The following is a 19,186-nucleotide window of genomic DNA, read 5'->3' as shown; positions in this document are numbered from 1 at the left end:
CCCCGGCGGCGCTAATTTTAGAGGGGAGAGTGGCGCCAGCCACTCGAATGGGTGGAGGCAAAGTTGGCGCTCGAAGATGTCGCGCGTCCGAGCGCTGGCGTTCGCGCCATGGTCCTGACCGTCGCAGCGGTGCCGTTGCTGTTCGTGATCAGTGGACTGGCCATCCGCTATGCGGCTTTTGCTTCGGTGTCGGAGGAAACAGGTTTCGCGGCCTATGCCCGCGCGCTGTGCCGGTGGGATTGCGCCTGGTACATTGGCATCAGCGAACAGGGCTACGAGCGCTTTCCCATTCCAAACCACAGCAATGTCGGTCGCTGGGGCTTTTTCCCGCTCTATCCGATGCTGGTGGCGGCGATCCGGTCAGTTTTCCCTTTCCCTACGATACTGATCGCGACGATCACCTCAATTGCGTGCAGCTACGCCGCCTGTCTGGTGGCGTGGCCGCTTCTCGACAAGAACATGCGCGCCTATGTGCTGTATTGCGCGTTTCTGCTCAGTGGCCCGTTCTCCTTTCACTTCACGACCTTCCTCAGCGAACCGCTTTTCGTGCTCCTGACTTCGTGCGTCTTTCTGGCGCTCAAACGCTCCAGCTATCTCGCCGCGGGCGTTTCATCGGCGCTGCTGTCGGCGACCAGGCTGGTCGGCGTCTTCGTCGTCTTTGCAACCGTCATTCAAATGTTCAGCGAGCACCGCCGGCAGGGCGGATCGGCGCTGTCTTTCCCACGCTGGCTGCTTGGCCGACCGGATCTGCTGGTCGCTGTCCTTATCTCGCCGGCCGGTTTGTTCGCTTACATCCTGTTCCTGTACCTCACCGTCGGAGACGGCTTTGCCTTCTTGAACATCCAGCGCGCCTTCGGGCGGGTGGCCGGCAATCCGCTGGCCTTTCTCTGGGACGGGCTCTCCGCTGTTCCGAAGACGGGCTGGCTGCCGACGTCGCCGCAATGGAGCGCGCTCGCCGCGACTACCGGACTGGCGTTGTCGGCCGTCCTGGCGGTCCGCAGGCAATATGGCGCGGCACTGTTCTGCGCGCTCTGCATCATCTTGCCGCTGATCACCAACCTGGCCTCGATGGTCAGATATGTCATTGGGCTTGCGCCCCTGACAATGTTGCTCGCCATCCTGTTGTCGGCGTCGAAGCTGATTTGGCTCGCGGCTTTGGTTCTCTTCCTTGGCGCCTGCTATTTCACGACTGTGGCGTGGATCGGAGGCTACCTTGCCCTGGTCTGACGGTCCGGACCCGTATCGGCGCGCTGCCTGGCTCGGTGGCTACGCGCTCGCGGCGGCTCTGGCCGGGTCCGAGATCGTCATCCTTGCGCTTGCTCTCAATCCGGACGTCAACGCCGACTATCGCGCCTATTACATCGATCGGACGACGACCTGTCTCAATCGCGATGCCGTCGGCAGCTACACGCTTGGCCAGACGGTATCGTTCCGCAACGACGGCGCCGGGCAGGCGGCCGGCATAAAGGTCTGCGGCTGGTCGGGACCGGTCGGCGACGGCACCCATTCGCTAGGTGAGACCTCGCGGCTTCGCCTGAAAATGCCGCCGCTGCGCAACGGGCTGGCTGCCACGCTGCAAATGGCCGCCGTCATTCGTCCGCCACAGATCACGCAGAGGGTTGTGATCTCGGTGAACGGTGTTCGGGCGCATGCGGTGACGCTGTCCGGCAAAGAACCACGCACGGTGTCGTTCGTCATTCCACCGGCGGCGCTCGGCAAGGCCGATACACTCGAAATCGCCTTCGACTATCTCGACGGCATTCCGCCAACTCCGGCCGCCAGCAACATCTATAAGCGCTCCATCAAGCTGGTGTCGTTGCGGGTGGATGCCATTTGAGATCACGCTCAACGACCTGCAGTCCATGGCTATCATGGCGACCAGCGTCAGGGCCGCACGGTACCAGCTGCACCCGAGCGCGCTTTAGCGAAAGGACTCCGGCCCGGGGCGCGCCATGGCCCGCTCGCGCGGCGTTTTGTCTGCGGCCGCCATGATCAAGCTGGCGAAGCGCGTGAGATCCACATTGCCGCCACTGACGATGACACCGATGCGCTGGCCGCGCAGGCTTTGCGATTCCCTGCGAACCGCCGCCGCTGCAAGGCAACCGGTGGGTTCGACCACGATTTTCATGCGCTCGGCGAAAAAATGCATCATTTCGATGAGCGCGTCGTCGCTGACCGTGGTGATAGCGGCGACCTTGTCGCGGATGACAGGGAAATTATGCGCGCCAAGATGGGTGACGACCGCGCCATCGGCGATGGATTTCGGCACCTCGATGGTGACGACCTCACCCCGCGCGAGCGATTGCTGACCATCATTGCCGGCCTCGGGTTCAACTCCGACGACCCTGCAGGCGGGGGCGCATTCCGCCGCCGCCAATGCGGCGCCGGCCAGCAGGCCGCCACCGCCAAGGCAGACATAAAGGGCATCGAGCGAGCCGGCTTCCTGGAAAAGTTCAAGTGTCGCCGTGCCCTGCCCGGCAATCACATCGGGATGGTCGTAGGGTGGAATAAGGGCGGCTCCCCGCTCGGCGGCGATCCTGCCGCCAATCTCTTCGCGATTATCGCTGTAGCGGTCGTAGAATATCACTTCGGCGCCATAGCCGCGGGTGGCACGCACCTTCAGCTCGGGCGCATCCTTGGGCATGATGATGACTGCCTTCATGCCCTTGATCGCGGCCGCATAGGCCAGCGCCTGCGCATGATTGCCCGAAGAATAGGCCACCACTCCGCGCGCCCGCGCCGAAATATCCAAGGCCAGAAGCGCATTCATGGCGCCGCGGAACTTGAACGCGCCGCCACGCTGGAAGTTCTCGCACTTGAAGAACACCTCGGCGCCGGTCAGCTCGTTGAAGGTGCGCGAGGTCAGCACCGGCGTCCGGTGGGCCAATCCGGCGAGGCGCGCCGCGGCGGTCAGAACATCGTCGAAAGTCGGGATATTGAGGGGCATTGCGGGTCGCCTTCTACACTTGCCGATGGCGGGCTGGCCGATGGTAGGCTGCCCGATGGTGGGCTGGCCGATGGGCTGGCTTGTCTGCGAGGATACGTGTTTGCGCGAGCCGGCGATCGCATTCGATGGAAGGTTGGGCGCAACATTCGCCCGAATGACGGGCGACAAACCGTAGGAAATGCCGCTCGTTAGCCAACACCGCTGTCTTCCCCTGAGAACCGCTCGCTAGAATGAGGGAAACCCGGGGAGATGTCATGTCCGTCACCGCAGACGAGTCGCAGCTGGTACTGCTTGCGGGCCATCAGGTCGCGCCGCTGTTGGAGCCGGATGCCGTCCTCGATGCCGTGCGGCGGTCCTTCGAGCTTCACAGTGCGCGCGAAGGCAGGGTCTTTCCGCTTGTGCGCGAGAAGCTGCATACCGGCGGCATTTTCGGTATCAAGTCGGGCGACGTGCCGAAAGCCGATCTTCTGGGCTTCAAGGCAGCGGGCTTCTGGCCAGCCAACCGCGAGGTCGGCAAGGAGCCGCATCAGGCGACTATCGTGCTTTTCGACCCCCATACCGGGCGTCCCTTGTGCATCATCGACGGCAACGCCATCACCACCTTGCGCACAGGGGCGGCTGGCGCCATTGGCCTGACCCTGCTGGCCCGCCCCGAAAGCCGGTCGATCTGCGTTTTCGGCATCGGCACTCAGGGCCGGATCCAGCTGCGCCTGGCACTGCGTGCAATGCCCGGTCTTGACACCATTCATTACCTGACGGCGGACGGCCGCCCCGACGCAGCGTTCGAGGCGGCGTTCGAGGATTTCGCGCCGGCCCACACGAACCAAACCGCCAAAGCTGTCGGCTCGAGCGATATCATTATCACCGCGACCCCCGGCAGCGGGCCGCTGTTTCCGGCAGACGCGGTGCGGCCCGGCACGCACATCAATGCCGTGGGTGCCGATACGCAAGGCAAGCGAGAACTGCCCGACGGCCTGCTGCGCCGGGTACGGCTCTTTGCCGACGACTGCGAGCAATCGGCCGCTATCGGCGAAGGCCAGTGGGACACCGGCTGCCGGGCAATCGAAATCGGCGATCTTCTGACCGGAAAATTGCCGTTCACGCGCGATGCCGCCGACATCACGGTCTTCGACATGACCGGGCTCGCACTGCAGGATCTGACGGTCGCGGATATGCTCTGGCGACAGGCCAGGAGCAGGGGCACAGGAACGCGCGTGCCATGGCGCTGGTAACGCGGCAGAAACAGGCAATGGCAACCAGAACCGTCCATTTGTTCATGCGCGGGACGGCGCACGGAACAGTCAATCAGCTCGCCCTGAAGGATCCACTCAAGAAGATCTTTGTCATCGCTGAAGAACTGACCATTGCCACAGGCTTCCGCCGTCTCATGGAAGGAACGAACGCCCCTACAGGACCAGGTCGATGTGGCTCCTTTCGGCGAAGCCCCGGAGATCGGCCATCTCGTTCGCATCGGACCAAATGCTCCTGCTCTCGATCACCTGGATATCGCCATCGGCGACGCGGTCGCCGAAAAACAGGAACGATAGGTCGGGGTCGCACCGTTTGGATGTCCAAACCAACCCGTCGGCGTCGGGGCGACTCTGGTGGATGGCCAAGGCCCATTGACCAGTGATGGGATAGTAAAACGCCGTCGTATCGATCAGATCCTGTCTGGTGATATTCCACCTGGCGAGGTCGGGCGTGAACAGGGGGACGAGAACGAGCGCCCGCTTCAACCGGACCACCGCGTGATTCAATGGCTTTATGCTGTTGGTTCCAACGGTCTTGTCGGGTTCGTCGAATGGGATGTCGTGGAAGATTGTCTCGTGGACGGCGCATTCGAACGACGTCGCCGCATACTGGGTCGGTATCTTTCCAAGCTCGAGCGGGGCGAAGCGGCTGCGACGCCCGAGGCCCGGATTGAAGGCGTTTGCGGCGAACTGGCGGTCGTGGACGCGGTGAAGCTGTGTGCCTGAAGCGAGCCTGTATGTATTGGATGCCGGAAAAGGGTGCGGCGGCGGCTTTATCATCCGACGATTGGTTCCGCTTCCTCCGTCGCCGCCCCGACGACAGCATCCGCGTCGTTCAGGCATTCAGCTGGTTTGCGGCCGTTCAGCCAGCCATTAGGCGATGTGAACCAAAACGCCGTCTGCCAGCCCGACTTCCTCTCGCCCAGCAGCCGGAGGACCCGAGAAATTGTCTCAAGCGGCTGTCCGTCCTGGAACTGGAACGCGGGGAAATACTCCACGCCGTTGTACCTGACGGAAAAGATTTTCCCGCTGCCCTTCCAGCGCGACGTGGTCATGCTCTGGTTCTTGGAACCATGGCCGGCGGCTTCGGCGACTTGCTTGCTTGTCAGGCATGGCCACGCCTCAAAGAAACGAGCCCTGGCTCTTGCATTGCTGTCCAACAGAAGCTGCGTCGTGTCGGTGTCAGGCGGCGAAGGCATGTAGACCGATACCAGGGCATCGATCTTGTCCTCCGTCAGTTGCTGTTGACGTGCTTCGACAATGGACGGCACGCGCTCCATGATGTCGTGTACGGTCTTCCGAACCAGCGGGTTCTCGTTCCTGAGCACTACGACCACCATATCGGACGGGCGCGATTTCTTCGTCGGCGTCACTGTTCTGGCGATCGCCTCTTGAATCCGCTTTCCGACGGCTCCGAGCTTGCCGGGCTTTCCCTTCTGGGCAATGCGGGCCGCCCTGGCAGTCTTTCCTGCTGGCGTTGGTTTCCCAGACGACATCCCGGCCTGCAGTGCCAACGCGAACTCGTCCCCGTCGAATATTTGCATGTCGCGCTGCTTCTCCATACTTTTCCGCCTTGCATGGTTATTTAGGTTACCATATGCAACATTAACCTAATTCACCTATGTGCGAATTTCAATCGCATTCTGGTTATCGACCCAAGCAATCCGGTATCGGCAGGGAACTGGGGACGCGACGCATATTTGGCCAACCGCAGGGCCAAGAGCGTCCTCATCGAGCTGTGAGAGCGGCTGAGCGCCATGGCGCGGGGACGGTTTGCGGGCCGCCGGGGCAGTGCAAACGCCCCTGGGGCAGGTGAGGGGCAGGTGCGACCTGCGAAACGGGACGTTCAGCCCAGAGCGTATAGAACCTATGCGACCGCATCGACCAGAGCGGTCACCAAACAGATCGCGCGTGAGCCTGTAGCTAACGATCGCTCCAGCGCTCTTTGGTGTCGCCATGCGGATCGCATCAGAAGGCGCCGACTTACATTTTCGATCTGTCGGTGGAGCGTGACAGGCGGAATGGAGTCGGATCGACGCATGCCGCGCCGCCGGCGACCAGATCCGCCGTCAGATGGCGGGGCTCGCCCATGTGGGGGTCGCCACGCTTCGGGGTGCAAGCAATATCCCGCACTCCACGAACCTACGCATCTTTGCCCTGACCAGCCAGGCCCTCGGCTGAGCCCACTGAGGCTCGCATGGATCAGGTGGGGGGTCGCCTTGCTCGCCCGGATCCTCGCTGCGCAAAAACCCATCGGTCGAGCATGAGAAGATTGACCACCGGAATAAGCAGGCATGTAACCAGAACGGCAATGATCGGCGGCAGGCCCAGTTTCGTCGTCAAAAGCGTCGGCGCCGCGTAAGCCACGGCAAAGCCTGTCGCCGTCAGCAGGAGAAAACGCGCAGCTTCCGATCGGTGCGATCCATTCGACATGAAGGTTACTGATTTGTGGGCGAGATAGGAAAAAACGGCAGCCGCGGCGTAAGCCGCAAGCGACGCCTGGACCGGCGTGAAACCGATCCATTTCGATTTGACCAACGCAACAGCCAGCACAGCATACAGACTCGTCGCGGCGATGCCGACCAATCCAAAGCGCGCCAGCAGCTTCAGCCCGGCGCCGGCGGTCGACCCGCCCTCAGACATGCGCGCTGCACACGTACTGGGCTCCGAGCGGCAGCGGCGCGAGCAGGCGCTCGAGTCTTCTGGCGAAGGGTCTGGCCGACGGCAGCAGCAGGAAGTGCTCGCATCGGATATCCTGAAAACCCGTCTCCTGAAAAAGCGATCTTGCCTTGGCGGCGTTGAGCAGGACCGCGTCCTGGTCGAACGGACACCGCAACACCGCAAGACGCGTCAGCGGATTATAGGGGTTATGCTCCATGATGCAGGCGACGCCGCCCGGCCGCACGACGCGCCGCATTTCCCGGAAGAAATCGAGCCAGGAGGCGGGCGCAACGTGATGGACGACGCAACTGGCGAAAGCCAGATCGAACGCACCGTCGCCGTAAGGCAGGCGCGGCGTCGTGCAGGCCCTGTAGGTCACACACGGATTGTCCTGGCTGGCGCGCAGGATCGATTGTTCCGAGACGTCGCAGCCGTCCAGGCTCTCGAACGCGCCTTCGAGATAAGGGTGGAGCGACCCGACGCCGCAGCCGATATCCAGCGCCCGCACCCCGCCCTGTCGAAGCCCTCGCTCGACGACGAGGCGCCGCAGCAGGTCGGCCTTGGCGATCAGAAAAAAGTCGTGCCTGAGTCCGGAAAACCGGATGGATCCTGCGACCGCCTCGCCATAATTCGATTTATAGCTGTCGAAGAGTTCGGCCATCAGCCGAGGCTCCGTTCCTGGGTTTTCGAAACGGTCGACGGCTGTCACTGGCGGCACGCATCGCCTTGTCGAAGCCGGCGACCCGATCGATCACGTAAAGCGGACGGCGTTTCACCTCGGCGTGGATGCCGCCGACATAGAGCCCGACCACGCCGGTCATGAAAAGATTGATGCCGCAAAGCAGCGAGACGATCACCACCGTGGATGTCCAGCCGGCAGTGATGCCGGTTTCAAAAATCCAGGCGAAGATGGCGTAAATGCCGAATACGACCGCAAGCGCTGAGATCGCCAATCCGCCCCACAGCGCCATGCGCAGCGGCTTCTCGGAGAAGCTGACGATGCCGTGAACGGCAAGGTGCATCATCTTCCAGAATGGGTATTTGGTCTGGCCAAGACTCCGCGCCGGGCGTTCGAACGGCACCGCCGTCTGCTTGAACCCCATCCAGGCGAACATGCCCCTGACGAAACGGTCATGTTCAGGCATTTGCTTGAAGGTTTCCAGAGCCTTGCGACCGACCAGGCGAAAATCGCCGACGTCGCGGGGGATGTCGACCGACGTCATCTTCTCCAGCAGGCGGTAGAAGAGACTCGCCGTAAAGCGCTTGAACCAGGATTCGCCCTCACGCCTGACACGGCGGGCATAGACGATCTCGAAACCTTCCTTCCACTTCGCCACCAGATCGAGGACCACCTCCGGCGGGTCTTGCAGGTCGGCATCCATGACGATGACGGCATCACCCGCGGCCGCATCCATGCCGGCCGTGATCGCGACCTGATGGCCGAAATTGCGGGAAAGCTCGATCAGCCGGAAGCGCGGCTCGACGGCGACGACGTTGCGAAGGTATTCGACGCTCCCATCGAGGCTTCCGTCATCGACGAAGATCACCTCAGTCTCACCATCCAGCCGGCCAATCAGCGAGCTGATCCGGTCGATCAGTCGCGGCAGCACCTGTTCTTCATTGTATATGGGAAGGACCAGCGAGTACCGCGGCGGCGACACGTTCACCGCAGTCCTGATGCTTTGGATCACAGAGTCTCGCATGCCGTTGAAAATGGAACGCAAGCTACAAAGTTCCAAGGAGACACAAGAAATCGCTAAATTTAGCGGTTTCGGGCAGGTGCTGATCATGCGTGGAAAGGAACACAGGCGCGTTACCGCAATCGAACATCCACTTGTGGTCGGAGCACGGCGTCAATGGGCTATCGGCCAGTCCCAAACCGCCGCGAAGCAACCCTTTGAGGACCCGCTTCGATCATGCCGCCCAAAACCGGGTGTCTGCTGGCCGATCTACCCCGCTTGCCACTTCTGCCATTGCACAAGCCACATCAGAACAATAGATGGTGCGGAGCGGCCGCCCCTTATGTCAGGCGGGAAAACAGGACCAAGCGCATGATCGATACGCTGGACTCAGCGAAATTGACCGACCGGGTCACGGCCCTGGTCGAGGCTGCCAAGCGGGCCGGCGCCGACGCCGCCGACGCGGTTGCGGTGCGCGGCCGTTCGACCGGCGTGTCGGTGCGGCTTGGCAAGGTCGAGGGCACCGAGGCGTCCGAGAGCGAGGATGTCTCGCTGCGCGTCTTCGTCGGCAAGCGGGTGGCGAGCGTCTCGGCAACCGCTGCCTCCGACCCGAAAGCGCTGGCCGAGCGCGCCGTGGCGATGGCGAAAGTCTCGCCGGAAGATCCCTATCAGGGCCTCGCCGATCCAGCCTTGCTGGTCAAGAAGCCGCGCGACCTCGATCTGTTCGATCCAACGGAAGTCTCGGCCGACCAGTTGAAGGAAGCGGCGCTGGCCGCGGAAGCGGCGGCCCTTGCCGTCAAGGGCGTTACCAATTCGGCCGGCAGCGGCGCCAGCGCCGGGCTTGGCGGGCTGGTGCTCGCCACCTCGCACGGCTTTGTCGGCCACTATGTCGCCTCGCGCTTTTCGCGCTCGACCAGCGTCATCGCCGGCGAGGGCACCGGCATGGAGCGCGATTATGAATTCTCCTCGCGCCAACATTTCTCCGATCTCGACGCACCCGAAGACATCGGCCGCAAGGCTGGCGAACGCGCTGCGCGGCGCGTCGGCGCGCGCAAGGCGGCGACCGGGCCGGTCGATGTGGTGTTCGACCCGCGCGTCGCCCGCGGCATCGCCGGCCATCTCGCCGCCGCCATCAACGGCGCCTCCGTCGCGCGCAAGACCAGCTTTCTGCGCGACATGATGGGCAAGCAGGTTGCGGCGGTCGCGATCACCGTCACCGACGAGCCGCTCCGGCTCCGTGGCCAGGCGTCGCGTCCGTTCGACGGCGAAGGCATCGAGGGCGAAAAGCTGCTCATGGTTGAGAAGGGCGTTTTGAACCACTGGTTCCTATCGACCTCAGTCGCGCGGGAATTGGGGCTGACCACCAACGGGCGCGGCTCGCGCAACGGCTCCTCCGTCTCGCCGTCATCGACCAATCTTGCCATCGAGCCGGGCGAGCGGACGCCCGAGGACCTCATCAAGTCGCTCAAATCAGGCTTCTACGTCACCGAGGTGTTCGGCCAGGGCGTCGACATGGTGACTGGCGAGTACAGCCGCGGCGCTTCCGGCTTCTGGATCGAGAATGGCGAGCTCGCCTACCCGGTTGCGGAAGTGACCATTGCCTCGAACCTGAAGACCATGTTCCTCAACATGGTTCCGGCGAGCGATCTCGATCGCAATTTCGGCACCGCCGCACCAACGCTGCTGATCGAAGGCATGACCCTTGCCGGAGCTTGACCAGATCGCCTCCGTCGCCGGGGCTCGTGAGGATCTGCTGCTGCTGCGCGACGCAGCCCGCGAGGCGGGCGCCATCGCCATGCGCTATTTCGGCAACAATCCGCAAGTGTGGATGAAGGGCGGCACCTCGCCGGTGAGCGAGGCCGATCACGCCGCCGACGCCTATCTGCGCCAAACCTTGCTTGCAGCGCGGCCGGACTATGGCTGGCTGTCGGAGGAGACCGCCGACGATCCGGCAAGGCTTGCCGCCCGCCGCACCTTCGTCGTCGACCCGATCGACGGCACGCGCGGCTTCCTCGAAGGCCTGCGCTCCTGGTGCGTCAGCGTCGCGGTGGTCGAGGACGGCCGCACGCTTGCCGGCGTGCTCGAATGTCCCGCCACCGAGGAGACCTATTGGGCGCTGCCAGGTGAGGGGGCGTTCCTGAATGGCCGTCACATTGCCGTGCGCCGCCCGGCAGCAATGGTCGAAATTGGCGGGCCGAAGCCATTGATCGCGCTGATGCCGGCGCAATGGCAGGGCCGGCTGAGCCGCGTGCCCTATATTCCCTCGCTCGCCTACCGGCTGGCGATGGTCGCCAATGGCAGGCTCGACGCGACGTTCGTCAAACCCAACGCACATGACTGGGACATCGCCGCGGCGGATCTCATCCTGCGCGAGGCCGGCGGCGCATTGCTCGACCACAAGGGCCGCGCACCGCGCTATGCCAGTGAAGTGATCCACCACGGCGCGCTGGTTGCCGGCAGCGGCGAACTGCTCGCCGTCCTCTCCGCCGTCGTCGCAGGGCTGGACGGTTGAACATATCATCAATGGTTCCAAAGTCGGCGGCTTTGGTCTAGACCTGTCACAAACTCACGATATGTGAAGGACCGACATGACCGCGGAAGACGGAAAGAAGCAGCTTTTGCACCTGGTGTTCGGCGGCGAACTGAAGACGCTTGGCGGGACAGAATTCCGTGATCTCGACGCGCTCGACATCGTCGGCATCTATCCGGATTATCAATCCGCGCAAACGGCGTGGAAAGCCAAGGCCCAAGCCAGCGTGGACAATGCCCACATGCGTTATTTCGTCGTTCACCTGCACCGGTTGCTCGACCCCGACAACAAGCCTGCCGGTTGACATGGATGGATCATGAAGGCGTGAAAGAGCCGGCCACGAGGTCCGCGGCAAGGGGGCGTCGCGGTGGTACCCCGAAGACATTCTGGCGCAAGATACGCGAACCGCTGGCGCAATCGCGATTCGTCAAGAACGCCATCGCCAGCCTGTTTGCGCAGTTCGTTCGCCTCGTCCGGCTGACCAATCGTGCTGTCGACGGATCGGCTGAGATGTCGGGCGGCGCCTACTCGGAGCTCGAACCCGGCATCATCGCCCTGTGGCACGGCCAGCATCTTCTGACTCCGGCCTACTATCCCAGGGGACGGCCGCTGGTCGCCATGGTGTCGCGTAGTGCCGATGCCGAGCTGAACGCACTGATGATCGAGAAATTCGGCATCGAGGCGGTGCGCGGCTCGGGCGGACGCGAAGGCTCGAAGCGTCGCGACAAGGGCGGCGCCAAAGCGCTGATCGCCCTGAAAAAGTCACTCGCCACCGGCAAGAACGTCGCCATGATCGCTGACATTCCGCATGGCACGCCGCGCGACGCCGGGCTTGGCATCGTTCTCCTGGCGCGGCTTTCGGGCCGGCCGATCCTGCCCGCCGCAATCGCCACCAGCCGCCGCAAGGTGCTGGAGCGCAGCTGGGACAAGACCACGATCAATCTGCCGTTCGGCCGCTCCTCGATCGTGCTTGGAGCGCCGGTGTTCGTTCCGGCCAATGCTGACGAGGCTGAAATGGAACGCAAGCGCCAGGAGGTCACGGCCGCGCTCAACGCCGCGACCGCCGAGGCCTACCGCCTCGTGGATGGCTCAAAATGAGCGAGCGCTGGGCGCGCACTTTCCTGACGGCGTATCGTTTCGCAGGCGCAGCTGCCTATCCCCTGGTCGGGCCCTATGTCGCCTGGCGCACCTCCAGGGGCAAGGAGGACCGAATTCGCCGGCGCGAGCGCTATGGCATCGCCGGGCGCGAGCGCCCAGACGGGCCGCTCATCTGGATCCATGCGGCGAGCGTCGGCGAGACGATCGCCGTCGTGCCGCTGGTCGAGAGCATCCTCGACTACGGCGTCAACATCGTGCTGACGACGGGGACCGTCACCTCCGCCCAGGTTGCCGAGGAACGGCTCGGCGACCGCATCATCCACCAATACGTGCCGCTCGACCTCAAGCCGGCGGTCAGCCGCTTCCTCGACCATTGGCGGCCGGATCTGGCGATCATCGCCGAATCGGAAATCTGGCCGATGACCATCCTCGAGCTCGGCGCACGGCGTGTGCCGCAGGTGCTGGTTAATGGCAGGCTGTCGGACCGTTCGTACAAATCCTGGAAGAAGCGCGCCAACATCGCCGAGGCGCTGTTCGAGAATCTCGCCCATGTTGTCGCCCAGTCGGATGTCGACGGCGAGCGCTTCCTCTCGCTTGGCGCCCGGCCGGTCACCGTATCCGGCAATCTCAAGGTCGACACCACGCCGCCGCCGGCCGATGAAAGGGCGCTGTACACGCTGAAGCGCCAGATCGGCGCCCGCCCGACCTGGGCCGCGATCTCGACCCATGACGGCGAGGAGGCGGTCGCCGCCGAGGTTCATGCGATGCTGCACAAACGTCACCACGGTCTTTTGACGATCGTCGTACCGCGCCATCCCGATCGCGCCGAAGCGCTTGCCGCGCAGATTTCCGGCATGGGCCTGAAAGTCGCTCGGCGCAGCAAGGGCGACCGGATCATCGCCGATACGGACATTCTGCTCGGCGACACGATGGGCGAGATGGGGCTTTATCTCCGGCTGACAGAGATCGCCTTCGTTGGCCGTTCGCTCACCTCGGAGGGTGGCCAGAACCCGCTGGAGCCGGCCATGCTCGACACGGCGGTGCTGGCCGGCCGCAATGTCCAGAATTTTCGCGAGACCTATCAGCGCCTGATCGACAGCGGCGGCGCAAAGCTGGTGCGCGACCGCGACATGCTGGCCGGCGCCGTCAATTTCCTCTTGACCAACGAGGTGGCCCGCCATGAGATGATGGCCGCCGGTGCGGCAACCGTCGACGAGATGCGCGGTGCGTTGGCGCTCACCTTGAAGTCGCTCGAACCCTACATTCAGCCTTTGGTCGTCAAGTCGCGCCTCAAGGGCGCCAACGGCCGTTAAGATGGCCAGCGAAGCGCCCCCCTTCTGGTGGGAAGAACCGGACTGGCGGGCGCTGGCGCTGGCGCCGCTGTCGGCGATCTATGCGCTCGCTGCCGGCCGCCGCATGCGCTCAGCGGCGCGCGAGAAGATCGAGGCGCCGGTGCTTTGCGTCGGCAACTTCACCGTCGGCGGCACCGGCAAGACGCCGGTGGCGATCGCACTGGCCCGGCAGGCCAGGCGCATGCAGCTCAATCCAGGTTTCCTGTCGCGCGGCCATGGCGGTTCCTTTGCACGGCCGCATGTCGTCGATCCGCATCATGACGCCGCCAGGCATGTCGGCGATGAACCGCTGCTTTTGGCCGCGCACGCGCCAGTCGCAGTGACGCCGAACCGTGCCGCCGGCGCCCGCCTCCTGCTGGAAAAGCATGGATGTGATTTCCTGATCATGGATGACGGTTTCCAGAGCGCGCGCATCCATATCGACTATGCGCTGGTCGTCGTCGACGCACGCTACGGCGTCGGCAACGGCCGCGTCATTCCTGGCGGTCCGCTCAGGGCTGGCATCGTCGACCAACTGGTTTTCACCAGCGCGCTGCTGAAGATGGGCGACGGCCTTGCTGCCGATGCCGTCGTTCGCCAGGCGGCGCGTGCCGGCCGACCGATCTTCGAGGCGCATACGCGGCCAACCAGCAGGGCGGGGCTGGCCGGCAAGCGATTTCTGGCCTTTGCCGGCATCGGCCATCCCGAGAAATTCTTCGACACCGTCCGTCAGGCCGGCGGCGAGGTTGCGCTGACCCGGTCGTTTCCGGACCATCATTTCTATGGCCAGGACGAGCTTGCCGAACTGGCAACGACTGCGCGAGGTGCCGGGCTTGGCCTCGTCACCACCGCCAAGGACGCCGCCCGGCTGCGCCATGATGCCGCGTCGGCCGATTTCCTCCGGCAGCTCGACGTGCTGGAGATCGACACCGTGTTCGATCCCGACCACGTGCCCGAACGCATCATCGACGAGACGCTGGATGCCTGGCGGCAGCGCAAGCTGCAGGGTTGATCCAGGGACTTTCGACCTTTTTGCGGAGACGCCGGCGCGAAGGATCGCTACAGAAAGTCTTTTATGCGACTAACGCCGGCTGCGCAGTTCGGGATGTGCCTCGATCTCGCGGCGCAGCGAGGCCGCGGCGCTTACATAGGGCTCTTGCCTGGCGACGCTCCAGTATTTGAGCTCATCGAGCGGGATGCTTTCGCCGGTGACCGCACAGCGCACGAAGGCGCCGGGGCTGGTCACCTGGAAGTCGCCGTCCAGGTAGCGGATACGGGCTTCCTTGCCGCCGGGGCCTTCAAAGCGATTCATCATGACATGGAGCCAAGGTTCATGACGATGTCATCGCCACAAAATGCCGGCAAGGTCAAGCTCGCAGCGAGCCAGGATTGGCTTCGATCGGCTTTCTTTCGGACGGCAACCAGCGAGCAGGTCGGCAAAGTGGATGCCCCGCATATTACTGCTCGGCTGCGATGAAATCCTCGATCTTTTCCGCCGCCAGTCCGGCTTGGGCCGCGATGCGCCGGGCAAGCTCGGCTGCGGCGGCACGCGGGCGCCCGATAGGTCGGTCGAGCCAATAGGATATCGGGCTGAGGACAATGCGCTCGTCGGCGGCGATGATACGGCCAGACTTCAGTTGATCCTCGGTCATCGGCGGCCGCGCCAGCGCGATGCCGAGACCATGGGCTGCGGCGCCGAGCACCAGATTGTAGTCCTCGAAACGGCGGTCCTGCGGACGCGGGCGGTAATCGATGTCCTGTGCGGCAAACCAGGCACGCCAGGCCGAAGCGTCGGAATCATTGATCAGCGGGAATTTGAGCAGCCGGGCAGGGTCGCCTCGGCCGATCTCGCGGGCGAGGTCCGGCGAGGCGACCGGAAACACATGTTCCTCGAACAGCTGCACCGAGACGCGGCCGGGGATGCGGCCGCGGCCGCAGCGGATCGACAGATCGATGCCCTCGTCGGCAAGGTCCGCCTGGCGGATATCGACGTCGAGCACGATGCGCAGCCTGGACGGATTGTTTTCCAGCGCCGCCATGCGCGGCATCAGCCACAGCCCGCTGACCGAGGGAATCGAGGTCAGCCGCACCACGGCGGCGCCGCGCGGGTCGATCCAGCGGTCCGAATTGCTCGATATCAGCGCGAAGGCCTCGGTGGTGCGCAGATGCAGGCGGTTGCCTTCGATCGTCAGCGACACTCCACGCGCGCCGCGATCGAACACTTTCAGCCCGAGCCAATCCTCCAGCTTGGCGATCTGCCGGCTGACGGCGCCATGGGTGATGTTCAGTTTTTCGGCAGCGGCCGAAAAGCTGCCCGTCCGCGCCGCGGCGTCGAAGGCGCGCAGGGTTTCGAGCGGCAGCATCGCGTCAGAGCTGTGATCCATAGTCACAGCTGATCCTCGATTTGGTCGTTTGTCAACCGATCAGGAAAGGCGCTTTGTGTGGTTGAGGACATGAAACGCGGGAATAATGAAATGAACGCCTGTACCGGCACGTTGAATACGACACAGCGGATAGATACCACGGCGGCCATTGCGGTGGCTCTGACAGTGGTCGGCTGGGCCTCGGCCTTTCCGGCGATCCGCGCCGGCCTCGTCGCTTTCGGGCCGCTGGAGCTCGGCGCGCTGCGCTTCGCCATCGCGGCGGTTCCGGCGGCGATTTTCCTCGCCGTCAAGCGGCCGGCGCTGCCCCGGGTCGATGAATTGTGGCGCTTTGCCTTCGGCGGCGCCGTCTTCGTCGCGCTGTACACCGCGATGCTCAATTTCGGCGAGCTGACCGTCTCGGCGGGTGCCGCCGGCTTCATCATCAATGTCAGCCCGATCTTCACCGCGATCATGGCGATGGCGCTGCTTGGCGAACGCTTCTCGGGCCTGGCCTGGGCCGGCACATTGCTGTCCTTCGCCGGCATCGGCATCATCGCCATGGGCGAGGGGCAAGGGTTGCATTTCAACAATGGCGCGCTGCTGGTCCTCGGCTCGGCGCTGTGCTCGGCTGTCAACACCATCGTGCAAAAGCCGCTGTTTGCCCGCCATCATCCGCTGACCATTTCGGCCTCGAACATGGTGCTCGGCGCGCTCTGCCTGCTGCCCTTCCTGCCGAACGGCCTGGCGCAGGCGGCGGTTGCCGATACCGCCGGTCTCGGCGCCGTCATGTTTCTCGGCATCGTGCCAAGCCTCATCGCCTACGCCGCCTGGGCGACAGCGCTTTCCCGGCTGCCGGCGGCGCGTGCCTCGAACTTCCTTTATCTGGTTTCCCCGGTGGCGACGCTGATCGGCTTCTTCTGGCTGGGCGAGGTGCCGACGCTGCTCGGCATCCTCGGTGGCGCACTGGCTCTGGGCGGCGTGATCGTGGTGAATTTGAAGAGGTAAATCAGAGGTTTGGAGGGCTTGGTTGAATCATAGAGAGCTGTTTCGAACGGCTCTTTAGGATTTCCCCTCTCCGGTTTGCTTCGCAAACCACCTCTCCCCACTTCGTGGGGCGAGGAACCCAAGTTTTCCGGGGTCGCGGCCCTGGCGATTGGTGTTTCCTCGCCCCCATTTTAATGGGGGAGAGGTGGCCGCGAAGCGGCCGGAGAGGGGGACTGCGGCGTCAGAACTGACAAGCTCAGTACCTTCACCGCCGCCCGAACAGTCTCTCGATATCAGCGAGCCTGAGCTCGATATAGGTCGGGCGGCCGTGGTTGCAGGTGCCGGACCCGGGCGTCGCTTCCATCTGGCGCAGCAGTGCGTTCATCTCCTCGGGTTTGAGCAGGCGGCCGGAACGCACCGAGCCGTGGCAGGCCATGGTCGCGGCTATTTTGTCCAGCCGCTCTTTCAGCGTGTCGACGGTGTCGTTGTCGGCGATCTCGTCGGCAAGGTCGCGCACCAGCTGCTGGACATTGGTTTCGCCGAGCATCGATGGCGTCTCGCGCACCGCGACCGCACCCGGGCCGAAGCGCTCGACCGCGAGGCCGAAGCGAGCCAGTGTTTCGGAATGCAAGGCGAGCCGCTCTGCATCCTCTTCCGGCAGATCGACGATCTCGGGCAAAAGCAGCATCTGCGACGGCACGGCGCGCGAATGCAATGCGTTCTTCAGCGCCTCGTAGACCAGCCGCTCATGCGCCGCATGCTGGTCGACGATCACAAGCGAATCCCTGGTCTGCGCGACGATATAGTTCTCGTGTACTTGCGCGCGTGCGGCACCCAGCGCCATGCCGAGCAGCGTCTCCGTCGCTTCGTCTTGTCCGGCGCGCGCGTCGGCGCTGTGAAGCGAACCGGCATCGAACGCCGCCTGATCGTTTTCGCCGAAGCCGCCATTGGCAAATCCTGCATCCAGCGGCCGTTGCGACGAGCGCGCCGGATCGAAACCGGCGGAGCCGGAGGCCCGGTAGGCCGCTTCGTAGCTGCGATGGCCGTTGGCCGGTCCTGGATGCGCATAGGATGCTGCGCCTGGCCGGAATGCCGCCATCATGCCGGCCGCTCCTGATGTGGCGGCACGGATGCCGGCATTGGCCAGCGCCTCGCGGATGGCGCCGACGATCAGCCCGCGCACCAGCCCCGGATCGCGGAAGCGGACGTCGGCCTTGGCCGGATGGACATTGACGTCGACGATGGCCGGATCGAGCGTCAGGAACAGCACCGTCACTGCATGGCGGTCGCGCGGCAGCACGTCGGCGAAGGCGCCGCGGATGGCGCCGGCAATCAGCTTGTCGCGCACCGGCCGGCCGTTGACATAGGCGTATTGCTGCAACGCGTTGGCGCGGCTGAAGGATGGTATCGAAACGTGGCCGGCAAGATGCACACCGTCGCGCATGGCGTCGATGGCGATCGCATTGGCCGGAAAGTCGGCGCCCATCACTTGCGCGACGCGGCGCAGCCGGCCTTCCGGGCTGTCGTCGGTCGCCGGCAGCTCCAGGGTCGAGCGGTCGGAACCGGCCAGCGTGAAGCGCACGGCCGGGAAAGCGATCGCAATACGCTTGATCACGTCGCTGGTCGCCGAGCTTTCGGCGCGCTCGCCCTTCATGAATTTGAGCCGCGCCGGCGTGGCGAAGAACAGGTCGCGCACCTCGACCGTGGTGCCGCGATTGGCGGCCGCCGGCTTGACGGCGGACACGCGGCCTCCCTCGATGCCGATCTCGGCGGCGCTGTCGCCGTTGGCGGTGCGCGAGCGGATCGACAGCCGCGCCACCGAGCCGATCGACGGCAGCGCTTCGCCGCGAAAGCCGAGCGAGCGGATGTCGTGAATGTCATCGGCGAGCTTCGAGGTGCAATGGCGTGCGATCGCCAGCGGCAGTTCCTTTTCCGGGATGCCCGAGCCGTCGTCGGTGACGCGGATCAGGTTCAGCCCGCCGCCGGCGGTGACGATCTCTATTCTCGCAGCGCCGGCGTCGAGTGCGTTCTCGACCAGTTCCTTGACCACGCTTGCCGGACGCTCGATGACTTCGCCGGCGGCGATCTGGTTGATCATCGTTTCGGAAAGCTGGCGGATGGGCATGGGGGTACTATAGGCGGATTCGAGGGCGGTGGGAGGGGCTGAAATGCATTGACCGCTACCAAGGGCAGCCAAGCTATAAGCGTTGCGCTCCGTCCCACCCCCCTCTGGCCTGCCGGCCATCTCCCCCGCAAGGGGGGAGATCGGATGTCGCCTCGGCCTTCGCTAATCTCCAACGGTTGAAGGCTTGCGGAACGCGTGAACAGCCAATCTCCCCCATG

The 19,186-nt window shown here is 64.2% G+C and carries 19 protein-coding genes; 10 read left to right on the top strand and 9 right to left on the bottom strand.

All coding sequences use genetic code 11. The annotated features are described in order from the left end of the window. Positions 1–63 precede the first annotated feature (63 nt). Positions 64–1,227: a hypothetical protein gene (locus JG739_RS21585; protein WP_202363290.1), complete on the top strand. Its 1,164-nt coding sequence runs from the start codon at positions 64–66 to the stop codon at positions 1,225–1,227. Beyond that, complete coding sequence (locus tag JG739_RS21580) at positions 1,214–1,837, top strand: hypothetical protein (RefSeq protein WP_202363289.1); 624 nt, start codon at positions 1,214–1,216, stop codon at positions 1,835–1,837. The genes JG739_RS21585 and JG739_RS21580 overlap by 14 nt, the downstream gene beginning before the upstream one ends. Before the next feature lie 84 nt (positions 1,838–1,921). On the opposite strand, the gene JG739_RS21575 is transcribed toward JG739_RS21580, so the two are convergent. Beyond that, positions 1,922–2,947, bottom strand: coding sequence for a threo-3-hydroxy-L-aspartate ammonia-lyase (locus tag JG739_RS21575; protein ID WP_202367568.1), 1,026 nt, complete (start codon positions 2,945–2,947; stop codon positions 1,922–1,924). 254 nt (positions 2,948–3,201) lie between these two features. Here JG739_RS21575 and JG739_RS21570 point away from each other — a divergent pair, with 254 nt between their 5' ends. Continuing rightward, entirely contained in the window at positions 3,202–4,179 is a 978-nt protein-coding gene (locus tag JG739_RS21570) for an ornithine cyclodeaminase family protein (RefSeq protein WP_244749507.1), read from the top strand. A 174-nt stretch (positions 4,180–4,353) separates the two neighbouring features. On the opposite strand, the gene JG739_RS21565 is transcribed toward JG739_RS21570, so the two are convergent. The 5 genes from JG739_RS21565 to JG739_RS21545 form a co-directional block, all read right to left on the bottom strand. Further along, positions 4,354–4,977, bottom strand: a complete 624-nt coding sequence (locus JG739_RS21565; RefSeq protein WP_244749967.1) for an RES family NAD+ phosphorylase — start codon at positions 4,975–4,977, stop codon at positions 4,354–4,356. Beyond that, the gene (locus JG739_RS21560) at positions 4,974–5,759 is read right to left on the bottom strand and encodes a hypothetical protein (RefSeq protein ID WP_202363286.1); all 786 of its coding nucleotides are present in this window, start codon (positions 5,757–5,759) and stop codon (positions 4,974–4,976) included. Before JG739_RS21560 ends, JG739_RS21565 begins: the two co-directional genes overlap by 4 nt. Positions 5,760–6,399: 640 nt before the next feature. Beyond that, a complete protein-coding gene (locus tag JG739_RS21555; protein WP_244749506.1) occupies positions 6,400–6,783 on the bottom strand; it encodes a GtrA family protein in 384 nt (127 codons plus the stop codon). A gap of 49 nt (positions 6,784–6,832) precedes the next feature. Continuing rightward, on the bottom strand, positions 6,833–7,519 hold the full coding sequence (locus JG739_RS21550; protein ID WP_202363284.1) for a class I SAM-dependent methyltransferase: 687 nt from the start codon (positions 7,517–7,519) through the stop codon (positions 6,833–6,835). Beyond that, a complete protein-coding gene (locus tag JG739_RS21545; RefSeq protein WP_446720509.1) occupies positions 7,494–8,648 on the bottom strand; it encodes a glycosyltransferase family 2 protein in 1,155 nt (384 codons plus the stop codon). Before JG739_RS21545 ends, JG739_RS21550 begins: the two co-directional genes overlap by 26 nt. 261 nt (positions 8,649–8,909) lie before the next feature. Between JG739_RS21545 and JG739_RS21540 the strand changes: the two genes are divergently transcribed. The 6 genes from JG739_RS21540 to lpxK all read left to right on the top strand — a co-directional run bounded on the left by JG739_RS21540 (position 8,910) and on the right by lpxK (position 14,508). After that, on the top strand, positions 8,910–10,253 hold the full coding sequence (locus JG739_RS21540) for a TldD/PmbA family protein (protein ID WP_202363283.1): 1,344 nt from the start codon (positions 8,910–8,912) through the stop codon (positions 10,251–10,253). Further along, positions 10,240–11,049, top strand: coding sequence for a 3'(2'),5'-bisphosphate nucleotidase CysQ (locus JG739_RS21535; RefSeq protein WP_202363282.1), 810 nt, complete (start codon positions 10,240–10,242; stop codon positions 11,047–11,049). Before JG739_RS21540 ends, JG739_RS21535 begins: the two co-directional genes overlap by 14 nt. Positions 11,050–11,125: 76 nt before the next feature. Further along, positions 11,126–11,371, top strand: a complete 246-nt coding sequence (locus JG739_RS21530; protein WP_027153864.1) for a DUF4170 domain-containing protein — start codon at positions 11,126–11,128, stop codon at positions 11,369–11,371. A 5-nt stretch (positions 11,372–11,376) separates the two neighbouring features. Beyond that, a complete protein-coding gene (locus tag JG739_RS21525; protein ID WP_202363281.1) occupies positions 11,377–12,165 on the top strand; it encodes a lysophospholipid acyltransferase family protein in 789 nt (262 codons plus the stop codon). Continuing rightward, positions 12,162–13,478, top strand: coding sequence for a lipid IV(A) 3-deoxy-D-manno-octulosonic acid transferase (gene waaA / locus JG739_RS21520; protein WP_202363280.1), 1,317 nt, complete (start codon positions 12,162–12,164; stop codon positions 13,476–13,478). Before JG739_RS21525 ends, waaA begins: the two co-directional genes overlap by 4 nt. A 1-nt stretch (position 13,479) precedes the next feature. After that, positions 13,480–14,508, top strand: coding sequence for a tetraacyldisaccharide 4'-kinase (gene lpxK, locus JG739_RS21515; RefSeq protein WP_202363279.1), 1,029 nt, complete (start codon positions 13,480–13,482; stop codon positions 14,506–14,508). A gap of 69 nt (positions 14,509–14,577) precedes the next feature. Here the strand turns inward: lpxK and JG739_RS21510 are convergent, their stop codons facing one another. Both JG739_RS21510 and JG739_RS21505 read right to left on the bottom strand, forming a co-directional pair. Further along, positions 14,578–14,811, bottom strand: a complete 234-nt coding sequence (locus JG739_RS21510; protein WP_027153867.1) for a DUF2093 domain-containing protein — start codon at positions 14,809–14,811, stop codon at positions 14,578–14,580. Positions 14,812–14,953: 142 nt separating this feature from the next. Further along, on the bottom strand, positions 14,954–15,880 hold the full coding sequence (locus tag JG739_RS21505) for a LysR substrate-binding domain-containing protein (RefSeq protein ID WP_244749505.1): 927 nt from the start codon (positions 15,878–15,880) through the stop codon (positions 14,954–14,956). 90 nt (positions 15,881–15,970) lie between these two features. On the opposite strand from JG739_RS21505, the gene JG739_RS21500 reads away from it, so the two are divergent. Then, entirely contained in the window at positions 15,971–16,864 is an 894-nt protein-coding gene (locus tag JG739_RS21500) for a DMT family transporter (protein WP_202363278.1), read from the top strand. Positions 16,865–17,108: 244 nt separating this feature from the next. On the opposite strand, the gene mutL is transcribed toward JG739_RS21500, so the two are convergent. Continuing rightward, a complete protein-coding gene (gene mutL / locus JG739_RS21495; protein ID WP_202363277.1) occupies positions 17,109–18,968 on the bottom strand; it encodes a DNA mismatch repair endonuclease MutL in 1,860 nt (619 codons plus the stop codon). Between the last annotated feature and the right edge of the window lie 218 nt (positions 18,969–19,186).

This window comes from Mesorhizobium sp. L-2-11 (assembly GCF_016756595.1).
Lineage (GTDB): Bacteria > Pseudomonadota > Alphaproteobacteria > Rhizobiales > Rhizobiaceae > Mesorhizobium.
Note: the sequence above shows the minus strand (reverse complement) of the source record. Positions and strands in the feature narration are given on the sequence as shown.